Below are 22,004 nucleotides of genomic sequence, written 5' to 3' on the forward strand. Positions count from 1 at the left end.
TTCATAGGATTGAAGAAAAAGCCAGCAGTTAATTTTTGTAAGTATTTAGAAAAGCATAAAGAAAGAATTATTAATTACGAACTTTTCCAGAGAGATGGAATCTGTTCGATTGGTTCTGGAGCAGTAGAATCAGGAATCAAGCAAATAGCTAGACGGGTTAAAATATCTGGAGCAAGTTGGAAATTAGACCATATTGGGCAGGTATTGGCTCATCGATGTGCTTACTTAAATGGCTTAATTGGTAGACCTCGAAAAACTGCACAAGTATAAATACTTATCGCAAAAGTGACATGCTCCCTAACCTTTTCTAGGTTAGCTAGGACAGCCAACAGATGTGTATTTCGGAAGATGGATCTCATTAGCGCTGCGGTGGATGATATTTATAAGTTAATTTTATTGCCAAAAATTCCAAACAAATACATTATTTTTAATAAAACTGTCACGGGACAGAAAATTTACACTTAAAATAAAGATACAATTATAACTTTATAGGTAGAGGGAGAGCCGTCACCGGCCCGATCCCCAGCCAAAGATAGCGGTGCATTTTTAACAACTAATTTTAATTAGGTCTCAGCAGCGCTGTAAAAATCCACCTAATGCTTGGAAAACAGCGCTTTTTTTGGAATGTCGCAGAGTCAACGCGATCGCAAAAATGAATTAATTATGATAAAAAACGATTCCTCCAAGTATCTGCCGACTTTAGATCAAGTAATTGACCGCTCCCCCTTGACAGTTGCGCCCGATACCCCACTATCCGAAGTAATTACCCTGATGGGTCAACGGCGCCCAAGTTGCTCTCTAAACGCAGACATTCCACCAACCGATATTTACCAGCAACTAACAGAAATCGCCAATCCCCCCACCTCAAGCGCGCTCAGAGACGCGACAGGTATCTGCGTCTTTGTCGTGGAAAAATCCTCCTCGCAATCTGCTCAAAATTCTCAATTGCAAGGAATCTTCACCGAGAGGGATCTCGTCGATTTGATTGCGTCGGGCAAAAACTTAAAAAATGTCAAAATCGCAGAAGTCATGAAGCAGCCTGCGACAACTCTCACCAAAGGTGAAGAGCAAGACATTTTTAGTGCCCTAATTCTGCTGGGCCAACAAAGAATTCACCACCTGCCAATATTGGATAATGGCGGTCAACTCCTAGGAGTAATTACGCCGGAAAGCATTCGCCAAGTGATGCTGCTACCTGCAAATATCTTAAAAATGCGCAGCGTGAAAGAAGTAATGACCGCACAAGTCATTCAAGCGCCTGTCACCGCGTCGGTGATGAGTTTAGCTGAGTTGATGGCGCAGCACCGCGTTAGCTGCGTGGTAATTACAGAATCAACAGAATTATCGATTAATTTGCCGTTTCCAATTCCCGTAGGTATAGTCACAGAACGGGATATTGTGGAATTTCAAGCTTTAGATATAGATTTGTCGCAAACGATCGCCCAAACTGTCATGAGTACCCCCTTATTTAGTCTCAAGCTAGAAGACTCGCTGTGGGTAGCTCATCAGGAAATGCAGCAGCGTTTAATCCGCAGGTTGGTAGTAACGGGGGTTAGGGGAGAACTGCTGGGAATAGTTACTCAAAGCAGCTTGCTGCGCGTACTTGACCCGATGGAAATGTCTGGGGCAATTGATGTTCTGCACGATTCAGTCGCAGAAAGGACTAGCGAATTGCAAAAAGCCATCGCATCCCTCAGCTTGACTAACGCCCGACTAGAAAGCGAAATCGCTACCCGCGTGCAGGCCGAGGTGCGGCTGCAACTGTTAGAATCTGTCGTAGTCAACGCTAACGACGCGATCGTAATTATGGATGCGGGAGACAGCAATATCTCCGATCCCGCCATCATCTACGTCAACGAAGCTTTTACCCAAATGACGGGTTATCGGCCCGAAGAAATTATCGGCCAAACACCCAGTTGTCTGCGCGGGCCCGACAGCGATGGCGCTCAAGTTGCCAAAATTCGCCGCGCTTTTTCTCGCCGAGAACCGCTGCGCTTGGAATTGATCAACTACCGCAAAGACGGTTCAACTTATTGGGTGGAACTCAACAGCGTACCGGTTGCTGACGAGTTGGGGAACGTCACTCACTGGGTGTCCGTGCAGCGGGATATTAGCGATCGCAAGCGCATGGAACAAGCATTTTTTGAGGAAAAAGAACTCGCTCAGGTTACTCTACAATCGATCGGCGACGCAGTAATTGCTACTGATGCCGGCGGCTGCATTTCTACCCTCAATCCAGTTGCCGAAAAACTCACGGGTTGGTCAACCTCGGAAGCTCAAGGTTTGCCCCTGGCCAGCGTACTCAGAATAGTTGACGAAACCAGCAGGATGCCGATCGAAAATATCGCCCAAATCGCTTTGTACGAAGGTCGGATTGTTGACCAAGGGCACAACAGCTTGCTGATTGCCCGCAACAACCGCGAATTTGCGATCGACCACTGCGTCGCGCCCATCCACGCCAGCAACGGCGAAATTGTCGGGGCCGTCGTTGTGTTCCGAGATGTCACCAAAGTGCGAACTCAAGCGCGGCAATTAACCTGGCAAGCAACTCACGATGCCCTGACGCAATTAGTCAACCGCTGCGAATTTGAATACCAGTTAGAACACGCCCTGCACAGCGCTCAAGGTTACGGTCAACAACACGTTATGCTTTACCTGGATCTCGATCGTTTCAAAATAGTTAACGACACTTCCGGTCACGTTGCAGGCGACGAGTTGCTGCGGCAAGTCAGCCTGCTATTTAAAAGCAATATCGGCAAAACCGATATTTTGGCGCGTCTGGGCGGTGATGAGTTTGCCGTACTCATGTACGATTGTTCCCCCGAACGGGGATTGGATGTTGCAGAATCGCTGCTGCAAAGCATTCAGGGATTCCGGTTTGGGTGGCAGGACAAAACTTTTTCGATCGGCGTCAGTATCGGTTTGGTGGCAATTAATCCCAAAACAGCATCGACATCTGCGGTTTTGAGCGCGGCCGATATTGCTTGCTACGCTGCTAAAAATAAAGGCCGCAACCGGGTGCAGGTTTATCAAGCGGGCGATCGGGAATTAATCAAACAGCACGGCGAAACTCAGTGGGTGGTGCAAATTAATCAAGCTTTAGAAGAGAATCGCTTTTGCTTGTACTCTCAGCCGATCGTACATTTGCTCAACTCTCCAACTACCGGAACCCACTGCGAAATCCTGCTGCGCCTACAACTTGCAACGGGTCAGTTGGTGTCGCCGATGGCGTTTATTCCGGCAGCCGAACGCTACAACTTGATGCACGCGATCGACCGCTGGGTAATTCGCACTTTATTTAGCAATTTATCTAAAATGTTCACGGCAAATTTATTAGTCCAAAACCCCGGTGCAGATAGCGATAAAATAGTGACTTTGCCTGCTTGCTCTCTTTTGTCTAATTCGCAATCCTCAGTTGGCAAATATCCCAGCCTTTATGCAATCAACCTTTCTGGAGACAGCATCAACGAAGAAAAGTTTATCGAGTTTATTCAGGAGCAGTTTTCCATCCATCAAATACCGCCGGAAATAATTTGTTTTGAAATTACCGAAACCGTGGCGATCGCTAATCTCAGCAAGGCAGCCAGCTTGATTCGGCAACTCAAGGAACTCGGCTGCCAGTTTGCCTTGGACGACTTCGGCAGCGGGATGTCTTCTTTTGCTTACCTGAAAAGCTTGCCGGTTGACTATATCAAAATTGACGGCAATTTTATTAAGAATCTTGCCGACAATGCTATTGATATCGCAATGGTGGAAGCTATTACCAAAATTGCTCACGTTATGGGAATTAAAACTGTTGCCGAGTATGTGGAAAGTCAAACAGTTATCGATAAACTCAAGGAACTTGGGGTAGATTACGCTCAAGGTTATTATTTGGGAAAGCCTCAACCTTGTAATTTCAGTTCTCCTAATTTAGAGGGATTGTTGGGGGAATCGCCTGTTAATTCTTTGGCTTTTGAGGCAAAGCTGGCTTCTTAAAGAGGGAAGTTCGGCAACGGATTTAACGGATTTAACCGATGGATATTGAGGAAAGAAGGAAAAGGGAGAAGGAAAAGGGAGATTTTAAGTTGTGATATCAATTCCCCATTCCCCATTCCCCCATTCCCGATTACCCATTACCTTCTACAGTAGTTTCCGCCGCTTCAAGGTACTGACTGTCTAACAGAAAAGCACCTTTTTCAAAGCGAATGCCCCAATAATTGCCGGGACGCCGATCGATCACAACACCTTCAGCGCCGATGGCAATTACATTCGCAGGCCGCAGCACCGGCATCGGTTCGGCAGTTTTGATGTAAGGCGGCATCGCCACAACTCGGACTTTTTGACCGACTGTGAATTCTTTTTCCATGAGTTTTATTCCTTTTGGCGATCGGCATAACCTAGTCATATCAAATCCGGTGGCATCGGAATTACAGCAGATTCCACGTTTATAAAGTACACTTCGGATCGATCCCCGTAGGGACACGGCATTGCCGTGTCTAAAGCTGCACTTCATAAACCTGGGATACGCTGTATGTAGTACGAGCGTCCCCGCGATCTCGCTGGCGATCGCGATCCAAATATATAATTCCGATGCAGTTAGAGAGTCGATGGCAGGGTGTCCTCCACCATCTCTCCTACAAAACCGGGAAGAGGGACTTTCACCGCAGGCGACTCCTGAGTGATGTAATCCTGGTTGTGAATACAGTACGATCGCATTGCGATCTTATTTCTACGTAGTGAAAAGTTTCAATCCTTGATAGGGTTTTAGGTATTTTTCGGCGGAAGCGAGAGAAATCGCGTGAATACGTCCAATTAGTTTCAATCCCTGATAGGGTTTTAGGTATTTTTCGGCTTTTTCTTGACTCTGGGGGGAGCTTTTGCTACAGTTTCAATCCCTGATAGGGTTTTAGGTATTTTTCGGCTTATATATATAGTCACGGAATTCTGCATCAACAGTTTCAATCCCTGATAGGGTTTTAGGTATTTTTCGGCCTTGGCGGATTTAGCGGATAAGGAGGAATGATGACAGTTTCAATCCCTGATAGGGTTTTAGGTATTTTTCGGCGATATTTATTTCCTCGGTCTCCCCCCGACTGCTTGTTTCAATCCCTGATAGGGTTTTAGGTATTTTTCGGCTTAATTTATTCATTACTGGCATTTGCGTAATACGTTTCAATCCCTGATAGGGTTTTAGGTATTTTTCGGCTCGAAGTCCTATTCGGTTCGATAAGGATTCTGCTTTTGTTTCAATCCCTGATAGGGTTTTAGGTATTTTTCGGCTTTTTTCTGTCGCATTTTTCGATGACGGCAGCGGGTTTCAATCCCTGATAGGGTTTTAGGTATTTTTCGGCAGTAATAGAAACTAAAGTTGCTACAATTGCCAACCGTTTCAATCCCTGATAGGGTTTTAGGTATTTTTCGGGCTTTCGAGCGCGTAAGTCCGCTCCGATGGCGTGTTTCAATCCCTGATAGGGTTTTAGGTATTTTTCGGCGTTCGGATTGATTTTTTCGAGACGGGTTGCTCGTTTCAATCCCTGATAGGGTTTTAGGTATTTTTCGGCTAAAAGAATTCTTTTCTGAGGATGAGCCTGAAGTTTCAATCCCTGATAGGGTTTTAGGTATTTTTCGGTATAAAGCCCCGCAAGGCTGGCATGGATACGGTTAAAGAAGTTTCAATCCCTGATAGGGTTTTAGGTATTTTTCGAGTTCGGATTAATTATTCCTTTCCATCGCTCAAGAAGTTTCAATCCCTGATAGGGTTTTAGGTATTTTTCGGTACTGTAATCTGGTATTTTGGCGACTTGATAGTTTCCGTTTCAATCCCTGATAGGGTTTTAGGTATTTTTCGGTGGAGCCAGTCAGGGCGAAGTTGCGGAACACTTGGGTGTGTTTCAATCCCTGATAGGGTTTTAGGTATTTTTCGGGAAATAACGAGATAAGAGAAACAGGCATCAGATTAGTTTCAATCCCTGATAGGGTTTTAGGTATTTTTCGGTCAGACTCAGGTTGAGTCTGCCTTTCGCTTCACCGTAAGTTTCAATCCCTGATAGGGTTTTAGGTATTTTTCGGCAATTCAATGTCTCCTTTCCTCATGAAGCCTGAGTTTCAATCCCTGATAGGGTTTTAGGTATTTTTCGGGTAATGCTTTCTGTGGACTTGACTTAGAACTTTGATAAAGTTTCAATCCCTGATAGGGTTTTAGGTATTTTTCGGGTTACTTCCGTAAGCCTCATCGCTCTCAAGAATTGTTTCAATCCCTGATAGGGTTTTAGGTATTTTTCGGTGGCAATCTTAAGGGTTTGTGTCCGTTCCATCAAGAGAAGTTTCAATCCCTGATAGGGTTTTAGGTATTTTTCGGTTTTAATGGAAGAAATCAACTGCAAAACATTCAGTTTCAATCCCTGATAGGGTTTTAGGTATTTTTCGGTCCATTGCCTTGCGAACAGTTCGATCGTCTGGCAGTACTTGAGTACCTCCAATACACCTTTACTAATAGTCCATTGCCTTGCGAACAGTTCGATCGTCTGGCAGCGTTTCAATCCCTGATAGGGTTTTAGGTATTTTTCGGGCCGTGGAAAGTGAAGCGGGCGATCGAGTTTTGGAGTTTCAATCCCTGATAGGGTTTTAGGTATTTTTCGGCGCACGGGGTCGAGCTTCAACGGGGCGAAAAATCGCGTTTCAATCCCTGATAGGGTTTTAGGTATTTTTCGGGGGAAACATTCCCAAAACCATCACAGCAAAGCCAACCCGTTTCAATCCCTGATAGGGTTTTAGGTATTTTTCGGCAAAGTCAACCCATCGCTTAAGATATTTGACATGCGTTTCAATCCCTGATAGGGTTTTAGGTATTTTTCGGTTTCAGAAAGTGTGTAATTATTTCCGACACTTCGTTTCAATCCCTGATAGGGTTTTAGGTATTTTTCGGGTAGTGTAAAAATTTCTTACAAAGTCGGTACTAAGTTTCAATCCCTGATAGGGTTTTAGGTATTTTTCGGTTTATATGACTTGGGCGCATTGGGGGGGTATAATGTTTCAATCCCTGATAGGGTTTTAGGTATTTTTCGGCCGATCGCTCCGGTCGTGGCTTCTCCTAAGCCTTATGTTTCAATCCCTGATAGGGTTTTAGGTATTTTTCGGATGCTTTTTGGCTTGCTAATACTTGGCGGCGTTCTTTGTTTCAATCCCTGATAGGGTTTTAGGTATTTTTCGGGCGAGAATATTGAGATTTGAGAGGCTATCAACAGGGTTTCAATCCCTGATAGGGTTTTAGGTATTTTTCGGCGGAGCTGGCAAAAAATGTGAAATCCTCCAAGCAAGGGGTTTCAATCCCTGATAGGGTTTTAGGTATTTTTCGGGGAGGAAGCGGGACGTGGAACGCCATCTTGCGGCCGTTTCAATCCCTGATAGGGTTTTAGGTATTTTTCGGCCTGGGCACATCAGGAAGCTACTACTTGCGGCTAAGTTTCAATCCCTGATAGGGTTTTAGGTATTTTTCGGATTTTAGCAAACTTTACCCAAATTGAATCAACCGGGTTTCAATCCCTGATAGGGTTTTAGGTATTTTTCGGCATTAGAAAAACTAGCCGGAGAAAATGACCTTCCAGTTTCAATCCCTGATAGGGTTTTAGGTATTTTTCGGTTTCCCCCCTTGCTGTTCGATAAGTTTGTTGTACAGTTCGTTTCAATCCCTGATAGGGTTTTAGGTATTTTTCGGTCTGTAGTGTTGTGGTTGGTTCCACTAGCAGCACTAGTTTCAATCCCTGATAGGGTTTTAGGTATTTTTCGCGACCACCAAGCACCCCCTCATTCAAGCCGAACAAGTTTCAATCCCTGATAGGGTTTTAGGTATTTTTCGCGAATCCCGCACCGATTTGTCTGCTTCCACTTTTGTTTCAATCCCTGATAGGGTTTTAGGTATTTTTCGGCTTAAATCTTATCGGCGCGGCCGGGGGGGCGGGCCATGTTTCAATCCCTGATAGGGTTTTAGGTATTTTTCGGCCCCTCCGCCGGTGCTGCCCCGGTTCGCTGCCTCTACATTCTGTTTCAATCCCTGATAGGGTTTTAGGTATTTTTCGGCTGAGATGACTGAGGGTTGGAATAGGTTAGCTCAGCGCCGGTTTCAATCCCTGATAGGGTTTTAGGTATTTTTCGGTTTGCGAGGTAAGTACGGCATAGGCTTCTAGCAGATAGTTTCAATCCCTGATAGGGTTTTAGGTATTTTTCGGTTTCAGCACCAATGAGACAGCAATTATTGATGAAGTTTCAATCCCTGATAGGGTTTTAGGTATTTTTCGGGAGAAGAAACCGAACGGATAGAAACGCCTATTGAGGTTTCAATCCCTGATAGGGTTTTAGGTATTTTTCGGGCACAATGCACCCGCCGTTAGATTCGCTATTCCCCACAAGTTTCAATCCCTGATAGGGTTTTAGGTATTTTTCGGCTTGGTTTGCTTCAGCTATTGACCCCGATTATCGATCGTTTCAATCCCTGATAGGGTTTTAGGTATTTTTCGTAACTAACGCGCTGGCATTAAAAGCGCCAATTGCAGTTTCAATCCCTGATAGGGTTTTAGGTATTTTTCGGGGATAGATTTAAGCGTTGCTTTTTTTCGTAATCGGTTTCAATCCCTGATAGGGTTTTAGGTATTTTTCGGGAGATTTACTGAGGGGACTTGCTGATTTTATTCAGCGTTTCAATCCCTGATAGGGTTTTAGGTATTTTTCGGTTTTAATATTTTTTGATGTTCCCCCCCTTCTTCGTTTCAATCCCTGATAGGGTTTTAGGTATTTTTCGGCTGTAACCGTACCAATAATCGCCCCCCTTGCCTGTTTCAATCCCTGATAGGGTTTTAGGTATTTTTCGGTTGATTTGGGTTTACCTTCTCCTGAAGTTTTAGGTCGTTTCAATCCCTGATAGGGTTTTAGGTATTTTTCGGTTGTGTTTTTTTATGAGTTATACCGGGTATCACTCCGTTTCAATCCCTGATAGGGTTTTAGGTATTTTTCGGTGATAGCACTCTTTTCCTTAAATTAATTATTTGATGTTTCAATCCCTGATAGGGTTTTAGGTATTTTTCGGCAGCCCTTCGCCTGGTCAAAAAAATGGAAGTTTTAAGTTTCAATCCCTGATAGGGTTTTAGGTATTTTTCGGCCAAGAGGACATTCTGTAGCACGTGGCATAATGTTTCAATCCCTGATAGGGTTTTAGGTATTTTTCGGCCAAAATCCTCCAAACAGGCATATAAGCAGGTAGATAGGTTTCAATCCCTGATAGGGTTTTAGGTATTTTTCGGGAAATCTTGAGAAATCTCTCGAATAAGTCCAGTTAGTTTCAATCCCTGATAGGGTTTTAGGTATTTTTCGGCCGTCCGCCTAATACCCCTTCATTTAGATTGAATAAGTTTCAATCCCTGATAGGGTTTTAGGTATTTTTCGGGAACAGAAGCTAATGGCTGAGAAGGTTAGAGTCTGTTTCAATCCCTGATAGGGTTTTAGGTATTTTTCGGTACCGAACGTGCTGTGTGCCAGAGCAAACCACCGTGTAGCAGGTTTCAATCCCTGATAGGGTTTTAGGTATTTTTCGGTAAAATCTTCCGCTGCGTTACTGCGGCCGACAATTGGTTTCAATCCCTGATAGGGTTTTAGGTATTTTTCGGTCTCAGGTTGGCAATTTGATTCTGTATCACCCTCGTTTCAATCCCTGATAGGGTTTTAGGTATTTTTCGGTCAAGTGCGAGTTCTCGTTATGGGTTAACGGGGTAAAACGTTTCAATCCCTGATAGGGTTTTAGGTATTTTTCGGTATACCCCTGTCAAGCGTCTAGCCGCACTACGGCGTTTCAATCCCTGATAGGGTTTTAGGTATTTTTCGGTTAATTCTCAAGCGTTCCCCTGGCCATATCAGAAGCGTTTCAATCCCTGATAGGGTTTTAGGTATTTTTCGGTTATGCTCTAAATCGCTCTAAATCCCCCCGCCGAGTTTCAATCCCTGATAGGGTTTTAGGTATTTTTCGGTTGGACAAAACGGCTGTTAACTGAGCGGGTAACTAGTTTCAATCCCTGATAGGGTTTTAGGTATTTTTCGGTTTTAGCTCCATTTTGATAATCGAATTTGAGTAGTTTCAATCCCTGATAGGGTTTTAGGTATTTTTCGGCTGATATTCCTGTACAAACCCTCTACAGTTATTTGAAGTTTCAATCCCTGATAGGGTTTTAGGTATTTTTCGGTTATGAAAACTTTGCACGCTTGTTCGCTTGCGGCAGCGTTTCAATCCCTGATAGGGTTTTAGGTATTTTTCGGCCAACTGGGGGCATCGCACTGTGGCTCGAAGCATCAGAAGTTTCAATCCCTGATAGGGTTTTAGGTATTTTTCGGGCAAACCTCGAATATTCTCTTGAGTAAGTCCAATTAGTTTCAATCCCTGATAGGGTTTTAGGTATTTTTCGGTACGATCCAATTCCTTTTTAATTATATGCAGCAACTAAGGTTTCAATCCCTGATAGGGTTTTAGGTATTTTTCGGTAATATGAAGAAAAGTAAACAAAATAGTAAAAGTGGTTTCAATCCCTGATAGGGTTTTAGGTATTTTTCGGTTTTTCCGAGCTATACGGATTCGTCGCCACAAAGTTTCAATCCCTGATAGGGTTTTAGGTATTTTTCGGCGCCCGTTCCAGAAGCCTTGCTGTATTTGGTTTTCAAGGTGCAGTTCCGTGAATCTAAAACAAAAGTACCATTCCAGCCTTCGGCTTGTCAATACCCAATTTTCCATACTCACTCCAAAACGTTATCCTGTAAAGCTTTCAGACTTTCCGTGAATCGTTTTTTCAGACTGGGGGCATCAAACTCTTGCGGAACATGGGTTTGAGCCGAAAAATTTGATACCCCTATTTTAACACCTACCGATTCACGGAAACTAAGCAAAAAATATTGTGCGATCGGCAGGCACTACCCCACCAATGCGTTCAATCTTACCCTGACAGCAAGCGCACAGCGGGAAAAACAAAATACTGTCTTCGTTGGGTTTGATGACTTTGTTCAGGCGCGATCGCAACTTAGCATACTGAGTCTCAGTCAAATCAGCACACTCAAACACACTGTACTGCATCCACTGCCCGTAAGACTTGAGCATTTTGTGAATCTTTGTCCGGCGCTTGTCTTCCGAAATATCGTAAGAAATCAGAACGTGCATATTTAGTACAAAACTAAAGGTGGATATTTGTCAATTTCGCCCATCAAATATTTCGCCAACAGCCGCCCTTGAATTTCAAAAGCTTCTTGATAAGTGCACTTGCGTTTCAAAACAGGATGCTTAAACTCAGATTGCTTTTTCTTTTCATACAACTTCAGAAACTCTTTCCGTCCCGTTTCCGACAGTCGCACCACATTACTCAAAGGTTCCACAGTAAAATCATTAGGCGTCAGAATCCGGCGGTTAATCGCGTTCAAAATTATACTGTCTGCTACCAACGGGCGAAACTCTTCCATCAAATCAAACGCTAAACCCACGCGGCCGTAGCGCTGCATATGAAGGTATCCTAAATAAGGGTCAAATCCCACAATATTAATCGCGCTTTGGACATCGTGACGCAGCAGCGTGTAACCAAAATTCATCAAAGAATTCACCGGATCGGTAGCAGGGCGGTGTCGCGGTTGAAACACAAAGCCTTCCGCGCGAATTAATTGGTTGAAAACTCTGAAATATGCCGCGCTACCAGCACCTTCCTGTGCGCGCAAGGAGTCAATATTGTCAGTTTTGTCAAGTTTGGCGATCGCATTTGAAATCTGCATAATTGCCGAACCTAAATTTAGTTCCGAATGTTCCCGCTGAGTTTGAGATAAACTGGTGCGATAGTTCTTCAATTTCCCCCGAATAAAACCCCGGACAACATGAATAGCTTGGGGAGTTTCCCCAGCAGCTTTCCACTGAGCATTGCGAACAAAAATATTTTTACTTAATTCCGGTTCCAGCTTACCCAAATAGTGACCGGTATCCGTGAGAAAAGTCAGAGGAATTTTCCGTTGGAGCAATTCTGCGATCGCCGCTGGGGAAATAGTCGCCCGTCCCAAAATAACCACTCCATCTAAATGAATCAAAGGCACATCTTGTAACGTTTGATTCTTTGCCTTGACATTCAGCCGTTCATCTGTTTTCCCGATAAACACATCATCTTGATTGATATAAAGTGTTCCCACGATCTACTCCTAAATTTGTAGTTTGGATTAATTAGCTTCTTGATAGCGCAGGACTTTATCAGCAGCTTGCGGCAAACATTGCTGATAAAGGCTGCAACCCTGACAGCGTTTGCTATAATTAGCTTGAGGCATTGTGCCTGTTTGCAGCAAAAATTGGATAGCGGTGATAGTTGCGATCGCCTCCTGTCTCAACCCCTCAGAAATCTCCACTAATTGCCGCTGATGCGACTGCGCGTAATACACATATCCAGTCGCAATAGTTTTCCCCGTCATCTCCTCCAAACAAAGCGCTTGGGCGCAAACTTGCAACTCGTCGTTATCCCATTCCCCCTTCCGTCCCCGCTTGTATTCCACGGGATAAATCTCACCCTCAGCCGACTCAATCAAATCCGATTTACCAATCAGTTTGTAGCGCTCAGACTTCAGCCAAATTGCCCGAACCTGCCAAGTTTCATCGCGGTTAATCTCGCCCATCGTGTGAACGCGATCGTGCAAACTTGTCCCTTCAATGGTATACTGATTGTCCGCGAATTCGCCCGCACAAAACATCCGCCAGCAGCGGTGAGCGCAATAGGAATACTGGTTGAGAGATGCGATCGAAATGTAATCAGAATCGTTCATAACTTTGATGGTTTGTAAGAGATTGGTAATTGGAAATTAGTGATCTGCCAGTCCCCCAGGGGTTGAAACATTTAATTTATCCGTGGGGGCGAAAAGATTTGAGGAATTAGTTATCCGCCAGTTATCCGCCAGTCCGCCAGGGGTTGAAACCCCTGTCTCATAGCTAAAGTCGGTTGAAACCGACTGAAGAAGTAATTTAATCATTGATGATATTTTGAGCTTATCGGTAACAGTAAGCGCAAAGGTTGAAACCAACTGAAGAAGTGATTTAATCATTCATACTTGCAGTCCTCTTAAGAGGACTTGAGCTTTGAGGCAGGGGTTTCAACCCTTGCCGGACTATGGGTTTTACGTTAAGTTATCAAGAACTCTTATTAACAACAATCCGCCGAGTCATTCCCATCCCCATCGGAGTTTTCCTCCCAACCCCGCAGTAAACAGCAAAATCAGCCAAAGCATTAATTTGCTTGATAACCAAAGGTTCCACATCTCCTAGAATCCGATAACTAACCTCCCCAACCATGCCGACAAAATCGCTTTGATAGTTAGTCAATCTTTCGCTTTTGATATTTACAAATGTCGAAAAAAGTGCATCGAAGGAAAGATCGACAATTGCGATCGGGCTGTACTTGTTCCACCGACTGAGGAGACTGTTAAAAACGCATTCTCTAGTAGGAATCACCGAATCGAATTTGCCCTGCCTAAAGGTAGTAGGAGTCGCAAAACTGAAGGCAATTAAGCGATTAGTTTCAGAAGCGCGATCGTACAATTGAGAGTAATCGCAAGCATTAGCCCAAGGCTGATCTACTTGGGGCGTTCCGAGAATCTTAGTAATCATCAAATCGGCGGGCCCGAGATGCCACGGCTTCGACGGATTGAGATTCAGCCAAAGATTAGTTAATTTGCTGAATAAAGTGTCATCAAGCAGGGTAATTCGCCACCAACAGAGGGTATGTTCTGGAATCGGTTCTGTGTGTTCCCATTGCAGGAAATGGTGTTTTTTGAAAGGGCATTTTTTAGTTTGTAAAGGGCTGAGAGTGAATGATTTTTGGGCGGTGGCATCGTGGAGGCGATCGCCGAGTTGTTTGTCAACTGAGCTCACGAGGGTGAGGAAGAGGGCGTGCAGGTGTCTTCCGGTGAGGTATCCGGGGGGAATCGGGGCCAGGGGCAGGATGTTTAGGACAAGGCTGTGCGGCATATTGGTTAATGGTTAAAAGAGGTTTGAATTAGCCGAGAGGTTTTCCCTGGTTTCTCGTTTTCTCATTTCTCGTTTCTCGTTCCCAGGTAGAACCTGGGAACGCATTGATAGAGGATCTGCCTCCTATTAATCGGCCCGAAAGCGGTATTCCATACAAGCTGGAATTTTGAGTTGGTCAAACTCGTAATATCGCCCTAGCATTTTGACATTTTGGATGAGGCTAACCGGAGGCATATTAACCACATCGTAGCTAATCACTTGATGGGAAAACATCACATCTAAAGGATTTAGCAGATAGGGAAAAATTAAGTTAGCTTCAGAAGTCGATCGCTTCACTTCCTTCTGTTCTACAATTTCGACTGCTGCTTTGCTCATCCACTTTCCCAAACGTATCCATTTCGCCAGTTTCAGAGACTTTTCTGAGATTATGAAAAACTCAAATTTGCTTTCCGGTGCAATTTCTTTAGTTCTCCCAAAACCGGGGATATTTTTCTGGGTTTTTTCCATCTCAACGTGATAGTTGTTATTGGCATATTTCCAAGTGTTGAGAGTGGAGGAGTGAGAAATAGATCGCCCCGGAGTAACATAAATCCCCTGTTGGTTGAGCGCCGTTAAATGCGGCTCGTATTTAGGGACTTGTTCTGGACAGAAATAGCGATAGGAATGTTCTTCAGAAACGGTGGTAGAATAGATTTCGCTATCCACCAAACCGAGGGCGTAACAAAGCGCGTAATTGTGAATTACAGGCTCAGTTTCGTAAAGTCTTCCTATCTCGCGAGTTGCAAAATAAAGGCTATCGTGCAACTCGATTTGACAGCGGTAAATAAACGCCACGATTTTTACTCCGTAGGTGCAACTGCTTTTTTACCTTTCTTGCCTTTTTCAGAACTCTTTAAGATATGTTTCTGAGCATAAGCTGTTGATTCAGTATTAGCTTGACTCAGCATTGCTTGCAGTTTAGTTTCATCGCTGGAAATCGATTTAACCTCTGCCAAAAGGCTATTAAAAGCTTCGCCGAGAAAATCGCGGTGCGAGATGCACTCTCCATCCATCAGTTCAGTAATTGCTCGATCGGCATGAGTCAAAACATCATCTTCATTGAGAGGATCAGGGGGATTAATTTTGCCCGCACTGCTCATCAAATCGTAGATTTTTTGCGTCCACCGCAGATTGCTAACAATCTCGCCATCAGCAAAAATCACTCCAATCAATTCATTGCGAACTCGACCAGTGCGAGTAGTTTGCGCTCCGTAGTGCCGCGTTCGGAGAATGTTATTAAAAACGTAGATAAAACCTGTTTCTGTCGGGTCTTTCAACGTTACAATGCTGGGAAAAAAGACTTGAGGCAAAATGTGATCTTGACTGTTAATGCGGCTGGTAACTTCCCCCTGACGGCTCATTGTTCCACTTTCAAACGGTGCATTGAGGGTGAAATTGAGGTGAGAATCGTCGAAGGGAGTAATTGAATAAGCGGTGTCTACGACTACTTTAGATTTCTCAGAACCCGAATCGCCGATCGCAAAACCGTACAAAATACAATCAGGAGTAGTTTTGCTGAAATCAACGTTGTAGTCGCACTTTTCCCAGTCGCCAATTTTGTAGTTTCGCAGCAATTCTCGTCCAGTTAAACGTTCGGGTGTAGACTGTTTCCGCTTAAACATTGCTAAACGGCTGATGTGGGTTTTGTCTTCAATTCCAGCACTTACCCTTGCCTTATTCAATTCCCCATCAGTCTGAAACAGCGGATAAGATTCGGTGACGCGGATGGTGATAAAATGAGCGTATTTTCCCATCGGTTTTGCGGGAATTTCATCGTGAAAAAATTTAGAATCGAGGGTTTTCAGGAATTTCATGGTTTGGTTTATCCAGTACAAAGTAATTGAAAAAATGTGGACAATTTAGGCTAATTCTGTTTCTGTTTCGGGAACTTCATCAGGTTCTTCCTGCTTGCGCTCCCTGCGTTCTTTGTCATCTTCCAAGCGATAAATGTAATCGCAAGTATCCCGGATTAAGTTGAGTTGAGTGCCTGCTAAACGCGCGCGATCGCCTTTTAAACTTCCCTCAAAAATCACCTCCACAAAATACTTAGCAAAATCATAAATTGCTTGCCGTTCCTCTTCAGAAGTCAAAGCAGGTTTCCACTTACCGTCAATGCAAACAAGTGTCGGTTTGCCTTCCGCCGCCCGCCGCCGCACGTTATTCATCAGCTTTGATAAACGTCCCCCCACAATATCTGTTAAAGATTCAGTATTGTTGGCTAAAGCTTTGTCAAATTTCAGAATAACGTCAGCAGCTTCGTCAATAGGTTTCAGCACAGCATTAGCTTTCGCATATTGACTTTTTGCCCGATAAAAGCGGCGGTAAAGTTCGGTCAATTCTCGCATTTGATTCACGGTTTTTCCCTCCGGTTCAAAGTAGTAGTAAAAATCGAGATACAGGCGGATTTTGGCAATGGGTACGGACTCAAGTTTGTCTTGTTTCCGCAGCCATTTATTCAGGTAGTGAAAGACATAAAGAGGACTGGTTTCTAAATCGCGTGCTAAATCTGACAATTTCCCCCAGTCGGGATTGCCATCTTTTTTGCGGTTGACTTCTAAGTGAATGCAGTAAGCCGCACTTAGAGCATTTAGCGGTGAAATTTTAGGCGGATTTGATGGCGGAGGCAAAATGCCGTCTAAGCGATATTCATCTTGCTTAATCAGAGAACGAATTGCTTGATGTTCGCCATCAATCACAACGGTTTTTTCAAAATCTGCACCGCTAATGAATGGCGGTACTGGCGACTCGGATGCAACGGTTTTGACATCGAGAATTAGCGGTAAAGCAAAGGCTAACCAAGTCGGCATTACCCAAGATTCGGTATCTGTGGCATCTTTTCCCGGTGGTAATGCTAGGAAGAAAAAGGTCAGCGGTTGATTGTCGGGATAGCTGATCTTGAAAGTGCGATCGTCTTCTGATTGCAAATTCTCCTGAATCAATAATGAATCAACTTGTTGATAATTGTCAAGGGTAAAATTAGCAATTTGTTTGTCCGTAATTAAATGCTTGCGAATATCAGCATCAAATCGCGTTCTGGCAATCCAACTGTAAGCTTTCTGAAGAAACTTGTTGGTTTCTGGAGTAAAGAAGTAAGCTGGGTAAAGATAGAGATAGCGATATTTGCGCCCTTCAAAGTCTCCTCCCGTGGCATTGGTTTGATTCATCAAAATTTGTCTCAACATAATCTCGATCGACCAAATCGAGCAAATCTGACGCTTGGCAGCTTGCGCGTTAAACAAAATTTGGCGGTTGCTGTAAACTTGGGGAGTAAATAAAGTCGCCGCCTCCATTTGTTCCGTCACAGTGTAAGCCGAACTCGACATCGCACAAACATTTTCGCGTCCTCTCCCCGTGATTTTTGCTGCACTGTACCGCGCCAATTCTAGTAAAAACGGATCGGTTTCTGGTTTGACAACTGCCCCTGTTGGTAAGGAAACAATGCGGTTGACATAAGTCCGCAAATCGTTCCAGCCGTCGGGAATTTCAAACTTTTCGACGATGGGTTTGATGAGAGTGGTGGCACATTCAACCATATCGGTTAAAACGGCACGAATTTGAGCTTCATCTAGTCCTTTATTTCGTTCAACATACTGTGCAGCTAAGTAATACCAATCCAGAGGAACGCCGCCTGTTTTTTTCAGAGATTGGATTGCTTTCAAAGCGGGGATTTCGTCAGCTAAACCTAAATGTTCGGCAAGTTTTTGAGTTAAATCTAATTCGGGCGGGCTTTGGCGTTTAGCTTTGGGCAGTTCTTTCTGAGAATTACTCAAGCGTTCCTGCCATTTATTCCAAATGCCCCGACAGAGGATATCCCCAAATTCTGCTAGCCTGTCAATCCGATAATCTTCGGGAAATTCCAGATTCAATTCACCGAGCAAATCTCCATCTTTTTGGAAACTTAACAAGCTATCGCTGCGTTTTTTGGCAGAGGATACTTTGGTGCTGGTAATGAGTTTGCAAGCTGCTTCGATGGTGACTCCCATGAGTTCGATGATCTCAAAAAACAGCCAGTAGAATTCACCAAATTTAAAGCCTTTTCCATCTCGGCTAAATCCTGTTGTTTTGAGCTTCAGTCTGTCGGCACAAAGGTTTTTAATTTTGGCGATTACTCGATCGGGAATTTCAGCAGTTTCGATGGCCGGTGCATCGGCTTTAGCTAGATAAACAGCACCGTCTGGTAAGTACAGCAGCGGTGCATAAAACTCGCTGGGATGAGCGTCCATCAGAGCATTGTTAATGATATTTGTCAATACTCCGCGATTGTCTGAGAGGGAGTGATAGCTAAATTTAAATTGTCCGTTGCTAAGGGAATTCAAAACTTCAGATAAACCGTTAGCTTCTGCATCGCTGGGATGTTTCACGACTGAGGCGAATAAGTCTGAGAGTCTGACTAAATTGGCTATAGTTCCTCTGATTCTACCATCGAGTTTAGGCTGCAATCCGCGAATCTCCATACCGCGATCGCTATCGTGTTTGACTCCGGCATTGTTGCTCATCCAGACGAGATCGTCGATGTGCGATCGCCAATTTTCACCTAATAAACTATCTAATCCAAGTTGTTGAATTTTGACAGCCACATAATCGCGTCCGAAATTGCCAGCTTCGTGTTTGTGAGGTGGGTCTTTTCGCCAATCTCGATCGGCAAATTTTCCCTCTGAATCGTTAGTTTTCAGCCATTCACCATAATCTGGAAATTTATCAAAGTCGTGCAGGATATATGATGCTACGAACAAAGCTGTTTCTGTTTCACCGCAGTTGCGTTTAACTGGATTAGTTTCAGGTGTCTCTGTCTTGAGTTTTTTGAGAATTCGGTAAGTTGGGAATAAGCCGTTAAGCAGGTGAGAAGTAAAGGATTGATCGTGTTTGCTGCGATCGACATTTTTGCCTTCTGCGCGCCTGTCTTCGGTAAATTGACCGCCTTTGGCTGTGGCTCCAACTAGCTGCTGGATCAAGTTGGGCAGGACGTTTTCGGCGAAGGATGCTAAAAGGCGATCGCCCTGATTTCCTGCCGTTTCTCGAATTGCTTCTTTAAACAGTCGAACTGTTAAAAGTTCGTACTTCGCGGGCGTTTCACTGTCATCATCATCGGGAGAATGCAGCCATTTATAGAGAATATCGTCTTCGTTCATGATTCTGTTTCCTCTGGTCTAATGGGTTGATATTCCTGAATCGTACCCTGTCGAATAATCCACAGTTTCCCAAAAACTTCTGCTTTCTCTAATCCGAGGATTAACGTTTCTATTGCTTCTCTCCACTCTGTAAAATTGGCACGAGATGTTAGCCGAATTACAACAATCCCCGCATACTCAGATGGATTAAACCGCATCCGATTGCCAAATCCGCGATCGGCAGTAACCAAACATCTTTCCTCTTGACGGCAAACATTAATTAGTTCCACATCGGGTGCTGAAGTCAAACCTTGACTTGACACTGTTTCTACGTCATGCCCTGCCAAACGTAAAAAAGTGATAACGCGAACATCGACATTTTCATCTAGCTTTAACTTCACGTTGTTGCTGCCTCCTTTTTTTCTAATGGAATCTCGGCATAATAATCTCGCGTTACTTCAGCAGCGTAAGCAATACAAGCGAATACATCTTCTCTTTCTATGCTTGGATATGCTTCTAGGATTTCCTCAACAGTCATTCCTCCAGCTAGGTAGTCAAGGATTAGGGAAACCCAAATCCGGTGGCCGCGAATGCAGGGTTTTCCAAAACAGATATTTGGATCGATCAATATTCGGGACAGTAAATTATCTCTAGTCACGGTAATTTTTCTCCAGTAGCGTACATCTTTAGCATATCCACCCTTCATCCTGCTGCGGTTTCCAGTGCCAAATCAGCGTCTCCAGCAACAGCGCCGATCGCCCAAACGCGATGGTGTAATTTGGTTTACCATGAAATCCATCGCTCAAACCATAGGCTTGGAAATGCACGGGCAATCCGCATTTGGCACGTAAAGTAGCCCGATCGCGATCGGAGACAAAACACACCAACCCTCGACTAGATAATTTGTCGCTAATCTCATTAGTTCCTCCTGTGACTTCCAAATCTTTGAGAATTTGGACTTTGCCGGATTTAGCAATCTCGGTGATATCATCTCGCAAGCAATAAAACTGCCAATCTTCTCGCAATTCCCGATACCCCGTCAATTTCAAATAACACAAAGCTTTCTCAAAACGACTGACTGCTAACCCGGCTTTCTTAGCTTGCTCTATAAATTTTTTTTTGGCTATCAACTCAAAATGAAAGTTACTGAGCAAGCTGGGAAGATTGTAAGTTTTAAACCGTTCTTTCTCAGGCTCATCTGGATTAGTCATGTCATAAATCCCGCAATCTAACTGGCTGATTCCCCGAAAACTTCGAGCCTCCTCAATAATTTTCTTTTTCTCCTTTTCCATACAGCGGAAAAGCTGCGCTCGCATCTGTTTAATCGTAACTCCCAAAGCTTGCTCAATATCGGCTGCAAAATTATCCGCTGCTTCGGGATACTTGGTTTTCATCTGATAATTTTTTTCTAACTCAAAATGCACGCAAGCTGACTGAATTCCGCCCCAGCGTTTGGGATATTGCTTAAACTCGTTGACATAGCCGTAATGCTGGCGGATAGCGTCGGATAAACTAATGCGATCGCGCGTTTCGCCATGTTGCAGCGGGTGGTTGTCAACCTCAAATAGCCTCTCGACAATAAAGTTGGGCAGCAAAGCATAAGCTTGATAAGTTTCAAAACCTGGATGTCTCCCCAACCTCCCGAAACGCTGAATAAAGTTCCCGGCATCCGCCGCCTCAAATACTAAAAAATTAATCCGAAAGTCAACTCCCACATCAATTGTTGATGTTCCTAAAAGTAAGTCAGCATCTTCAACCGATTTAGACTTTTCTGTCTCGCCAGTCAATCCAGTATTTTCTCGGACTTTCAATCCCAGCGGCTCAAAAATTGCCTTAAATTTGGGAATTAAGGTTTTAACAGCGGCGATCGAGTTCAGGATAATTGCGCCTTTACTCCCAGGATTATCTTGAAAGAATTTTAAAATTGTTGTTTCGGCATTTTCGAGAATCCAGTTATAACTGGAACGCAGGTTTGGTTCTAACTTTTGCGGAAAAGTCAAGTTAATCGGATAACTAATCTGCCGCCAGTTGTCGCCTGCTGCAAATTGATAACCTCCCTGCTTGACTGGATCTATAATGCGATATTTTAACCCTGCTTTGGAAAACCCCTCTTCCAATAAATCGTTGGGCGTAGCAGAAAGGAATAAAAACTTTTTGCCGGGGAGTGTATGCTTGATTAGCAGGATGGCATTGATGACGCTGGCAATTTGGGGAGATGAGAAAATGTGGAATTCGTCAAAGATGAATAGTTTGTAGCTGTCGTCAATCTTGGCAAATAGGCGATCGGGGTTGTCTCCTTTCCCTGCTTTGTTTCGCCGCAGGTAGCGGAAGTCGTGGATGTAGTGAAAGATGTCGGGGTTTGTTAGCAAAATCTCTGAGTTGTCGGCGCGATCGCCCAATCCTGCTAATTTAGAAGAAAGTTTATTTGTGGCAATAAAATCTTCCAGGATTGCTGCATTCAAACGATAAATTTGCGGGTCGTTTTCCGGTTTAAACAGTGCTTTGTAGCCTTTTACCTGTTTTTCCTGATCTCTTGCGAGTTCGTTTGTCGGGTACATTGCTAATGTGTACGTGCGATTTGTCATCGCTGCCAGGTAAGCTGCTAAACTTTTACCGTCCCCTGTCATCGCTGTATTGAAGACAACATCAATGGTTGGGTCTTGCAGTGCTTCGTAGGTTTCGACTTGATGCTGCGAGAGCCCATCCCAGGCCGGAGGTAAGGTAATGCCTGATGGAAGCGTCTGGGCGGGATGTGAATACACGGGTTTTAGCAGGATAGTGTAGGCTGTCATGGCGATCTGCCTGTAGTTTGAGGTAATCTGTATTTAAACTAAACCTACAATGACACAGTTTATTCAAAAGTG

General features: G+C 44.1%; 13 protein-coding genes, 1 pseudogene and 2 CRISPR repeat arrays. Of the genes and pseudogenes, 2 read left to right on the top strand and 12 right to left on the bottom strand.

All coding sequences use genetic code 11. From position 1 onward, the window contains the following. Positions 1-270: pseudogene (locus QUA02_RS10990) on the top strand (hypothetical protein); the annotation flags it as partial. A gap of 354 nt (positions 271-624) precedes the next feature. Beyond that, positions 625-3,978 carry an EAL domain-containing protein gene (locus tag QUA02_RS10995; protein WP_333111908.1) on the top strand — a complete coding sequence of 1,118 codons (3,354 nt, stop codon included), beginning with the start codon at positions 625-627 and terminating at the stop codon, positions 3,976-3,978. Between the two features lie 130 nt (positions 3,979-4,108). Here QUA02_RS10995 and sipA read toward each other — a convergent pair whose 3' ends face one another. The 12 genes from sipA to cas3 form a co-directional block, all read right to left on the bottom strand. Further along, the gene (gene sipA / locus QUA02_RS11000; RefSeq protein WP_333027473.1) at positions 4,109-4,348 is read right to left on the bottom strand and encodes a regulatory protein SipA; all 240 of its coding nucleotides are present in this window, start codon (positions 4,346-4,348) and stop codon (positions 4,109-4,111) included. A gap of 377 nt (positions 4,349-4,725) precedes the next feature. Then, positions 4,726-6,410: direct repeats of the CRISPR family, unit length 36 nt; unit sequence GTTTCAATCCCTGATAGGGTTTTAGGTATTTTTCGG. 104 nt (positions 6,411-6,514) lie between these two features. Further along, positions 6,515-10,643: direct repeats of the CRISPR family, unit length 36 nt; unit sequence GTTTCAATCCCTGATAGGGTTTTAGGTATTTTTCGG. A gap of 251 nt (positions 10,644-10,894) precedes the next feature. Beyond that, on the bottom strand, positions 10,895-11,170 hold the full coding sequence (cas2, locus tag QUA02_RS11005; RefSeq protein ID WP_333027474.1) for a CRISPR-associated endonuclease Cas2: 276 nt from the start codon (positions 11,168-11,170) through the stop codon (positions 10,895-10,897). Between the two features lie 2 nt (positions 11,171-11,172). Further along, positions 11,173-12,174 (bottom strand): type I-D CRISPR-associated endonuclease Cas1d, encoded by a 1,002-nt coding sequence (cas1d, locus tag QUA02_RS11010; protein WP_333027475.1) that lies wholly within the window; start codon positions 12,172-12,174, stop codon positions 11,173-11,175. A gap of 27 nt (positions 12,175-12,201) precedes the next feature. Further along, complete coding sequence (gene cas4 / locus QUA02_RS11015; RefSeq protein WP_333027478.1) at positions 12,202-12,795, bottom strand: CRISPR-associated protein Cas4; 594 nt, start codon at positions 12,793-12,795, stop codon at positions 12,202-12,204. 36 nt (positions 12,796-12,831) lie between these two features. Continuing rightward, positions 12,832-13,071: a hypothetical protein gene (locus tag QUA02_RS11020; RefSeq protein ID WP_333027480.1), complete on the bottom strand. Its 240-nt coding sequence runs from the start codon at positions 13,069-13,071 to the stop codon at positions 12,832-12,834. 85 nt (positions 13,072-13,156) lie between these two features. Next, positions 13,157-13,993, bottom strand: coding sequence for a CRISPR-associated endoribonuclease Cas6 (gene cas6, locus QUA02_RS11025; RefSeq protein WP_333027483.1), 837 nt, complete (start codon positions 13,991-13,993; stop codon positions 13,157-13,159). 126 nt (positions 13,994-14,119) lie between these two features. Beyond that, the gene (gene cas5d, locus QUA02_RS11030; RefSeq protein WP_333027485.1) at positions 14,120-14,827 is read right to left on the bottom strand and encodes a type I-D CRISPR-associated protein Cas5/Csc1; all 708 of its coding nucleotides are present in this window, start codon (positions 14,825-14,827) and stop codon (positions 14,120-14,122) included. A gap of 5 nt (positions 14,828-14,832) precedes the next feature. Continuing rightward, positions 14,833-15,846: a type I-D CRISPR-associated protein Cas7/Csc2 gene (cas7d, locus tag QUA02_RS11035; protein ID WP_333027487.1), complete on the bottom strand. Its 1,014-nt coding sequence runs from the start codon at positions 15,844-15,846 to the stop codon at positions 14,833-14,835. A 45-nt stretch (positions 15,847-15,891) separates the two neighbouring features. Continuing rightward, positions 15,892-19,161 carry a type I-D CRISPR-associated protein Cas10d/Csc3 gene (cas10d, locus tag QUA02_RS11040; RefSeq protein ID WP_333027489.1) on the bottom strand — a complete coding sequence of 1,090 codons (3,270 nt, stop codon included), beginning with the start codon at positions 19,159-19,161 and terminating at the stop codon, positions 15,892-15,894. Next, the gene (locus tag QUA02_RS11045; protein WP_333027491.1) at positions 19,158-19,541 is read right to left on the bottom strand and encodes a DUF5615 family PIN-like protein; all 384 of its coding nucleotides are present in this window, start codon (positions 19,539-19,541) and stop codon (positions 19,158-19,160) included. Before QUA02_RS11045 ends, cas10d begins: the two co-directional genes overlap by 4 nt. Then, the gene (locus tag QUA02_RS11050) at positions 19,538-19,798 is read right to left on the bottom strand and encodes a DUF433 domain-containing protein (protein WP_333027494.1); all 261 of its coding nucleotides are present in this window, start codon (positions 19,796-19,798) and stop codon (positions 19,538-19,540) included. The genes QUA02_RS11045 and QUA02_RS11050 overlap by 4 nt, the downstream gene beginning before the upstream one ends. Positions 19,799-19,826: 28 nt before the next feature. Further along, positions 19,827-21,932 carry a type I-D CRISPR-associated helicase Cas3' gene (gene cas3 / locus QUA02_RS11055; protein ID WP_333027496.1) on the bottom strand — a complete coding sequence of 702 codons (2,106 nt, stop codon included), beginning with the start codon at positions 21,930-21,932 and terminating at the stop codon, positions 19,827-19,829. Positions 21,933-22,004: the final 72 nt, after the last annotated feature.

The organism is Microcoleus pseudofavosus SVA1_A4, from assembly GCF_036700565.1.
Taxonomy (GTDB): Bacteria; Cyanobacteriota; Cyanobacteriia; order Cyanobacteriales; family Microcoleaceae; genus Microcoleus.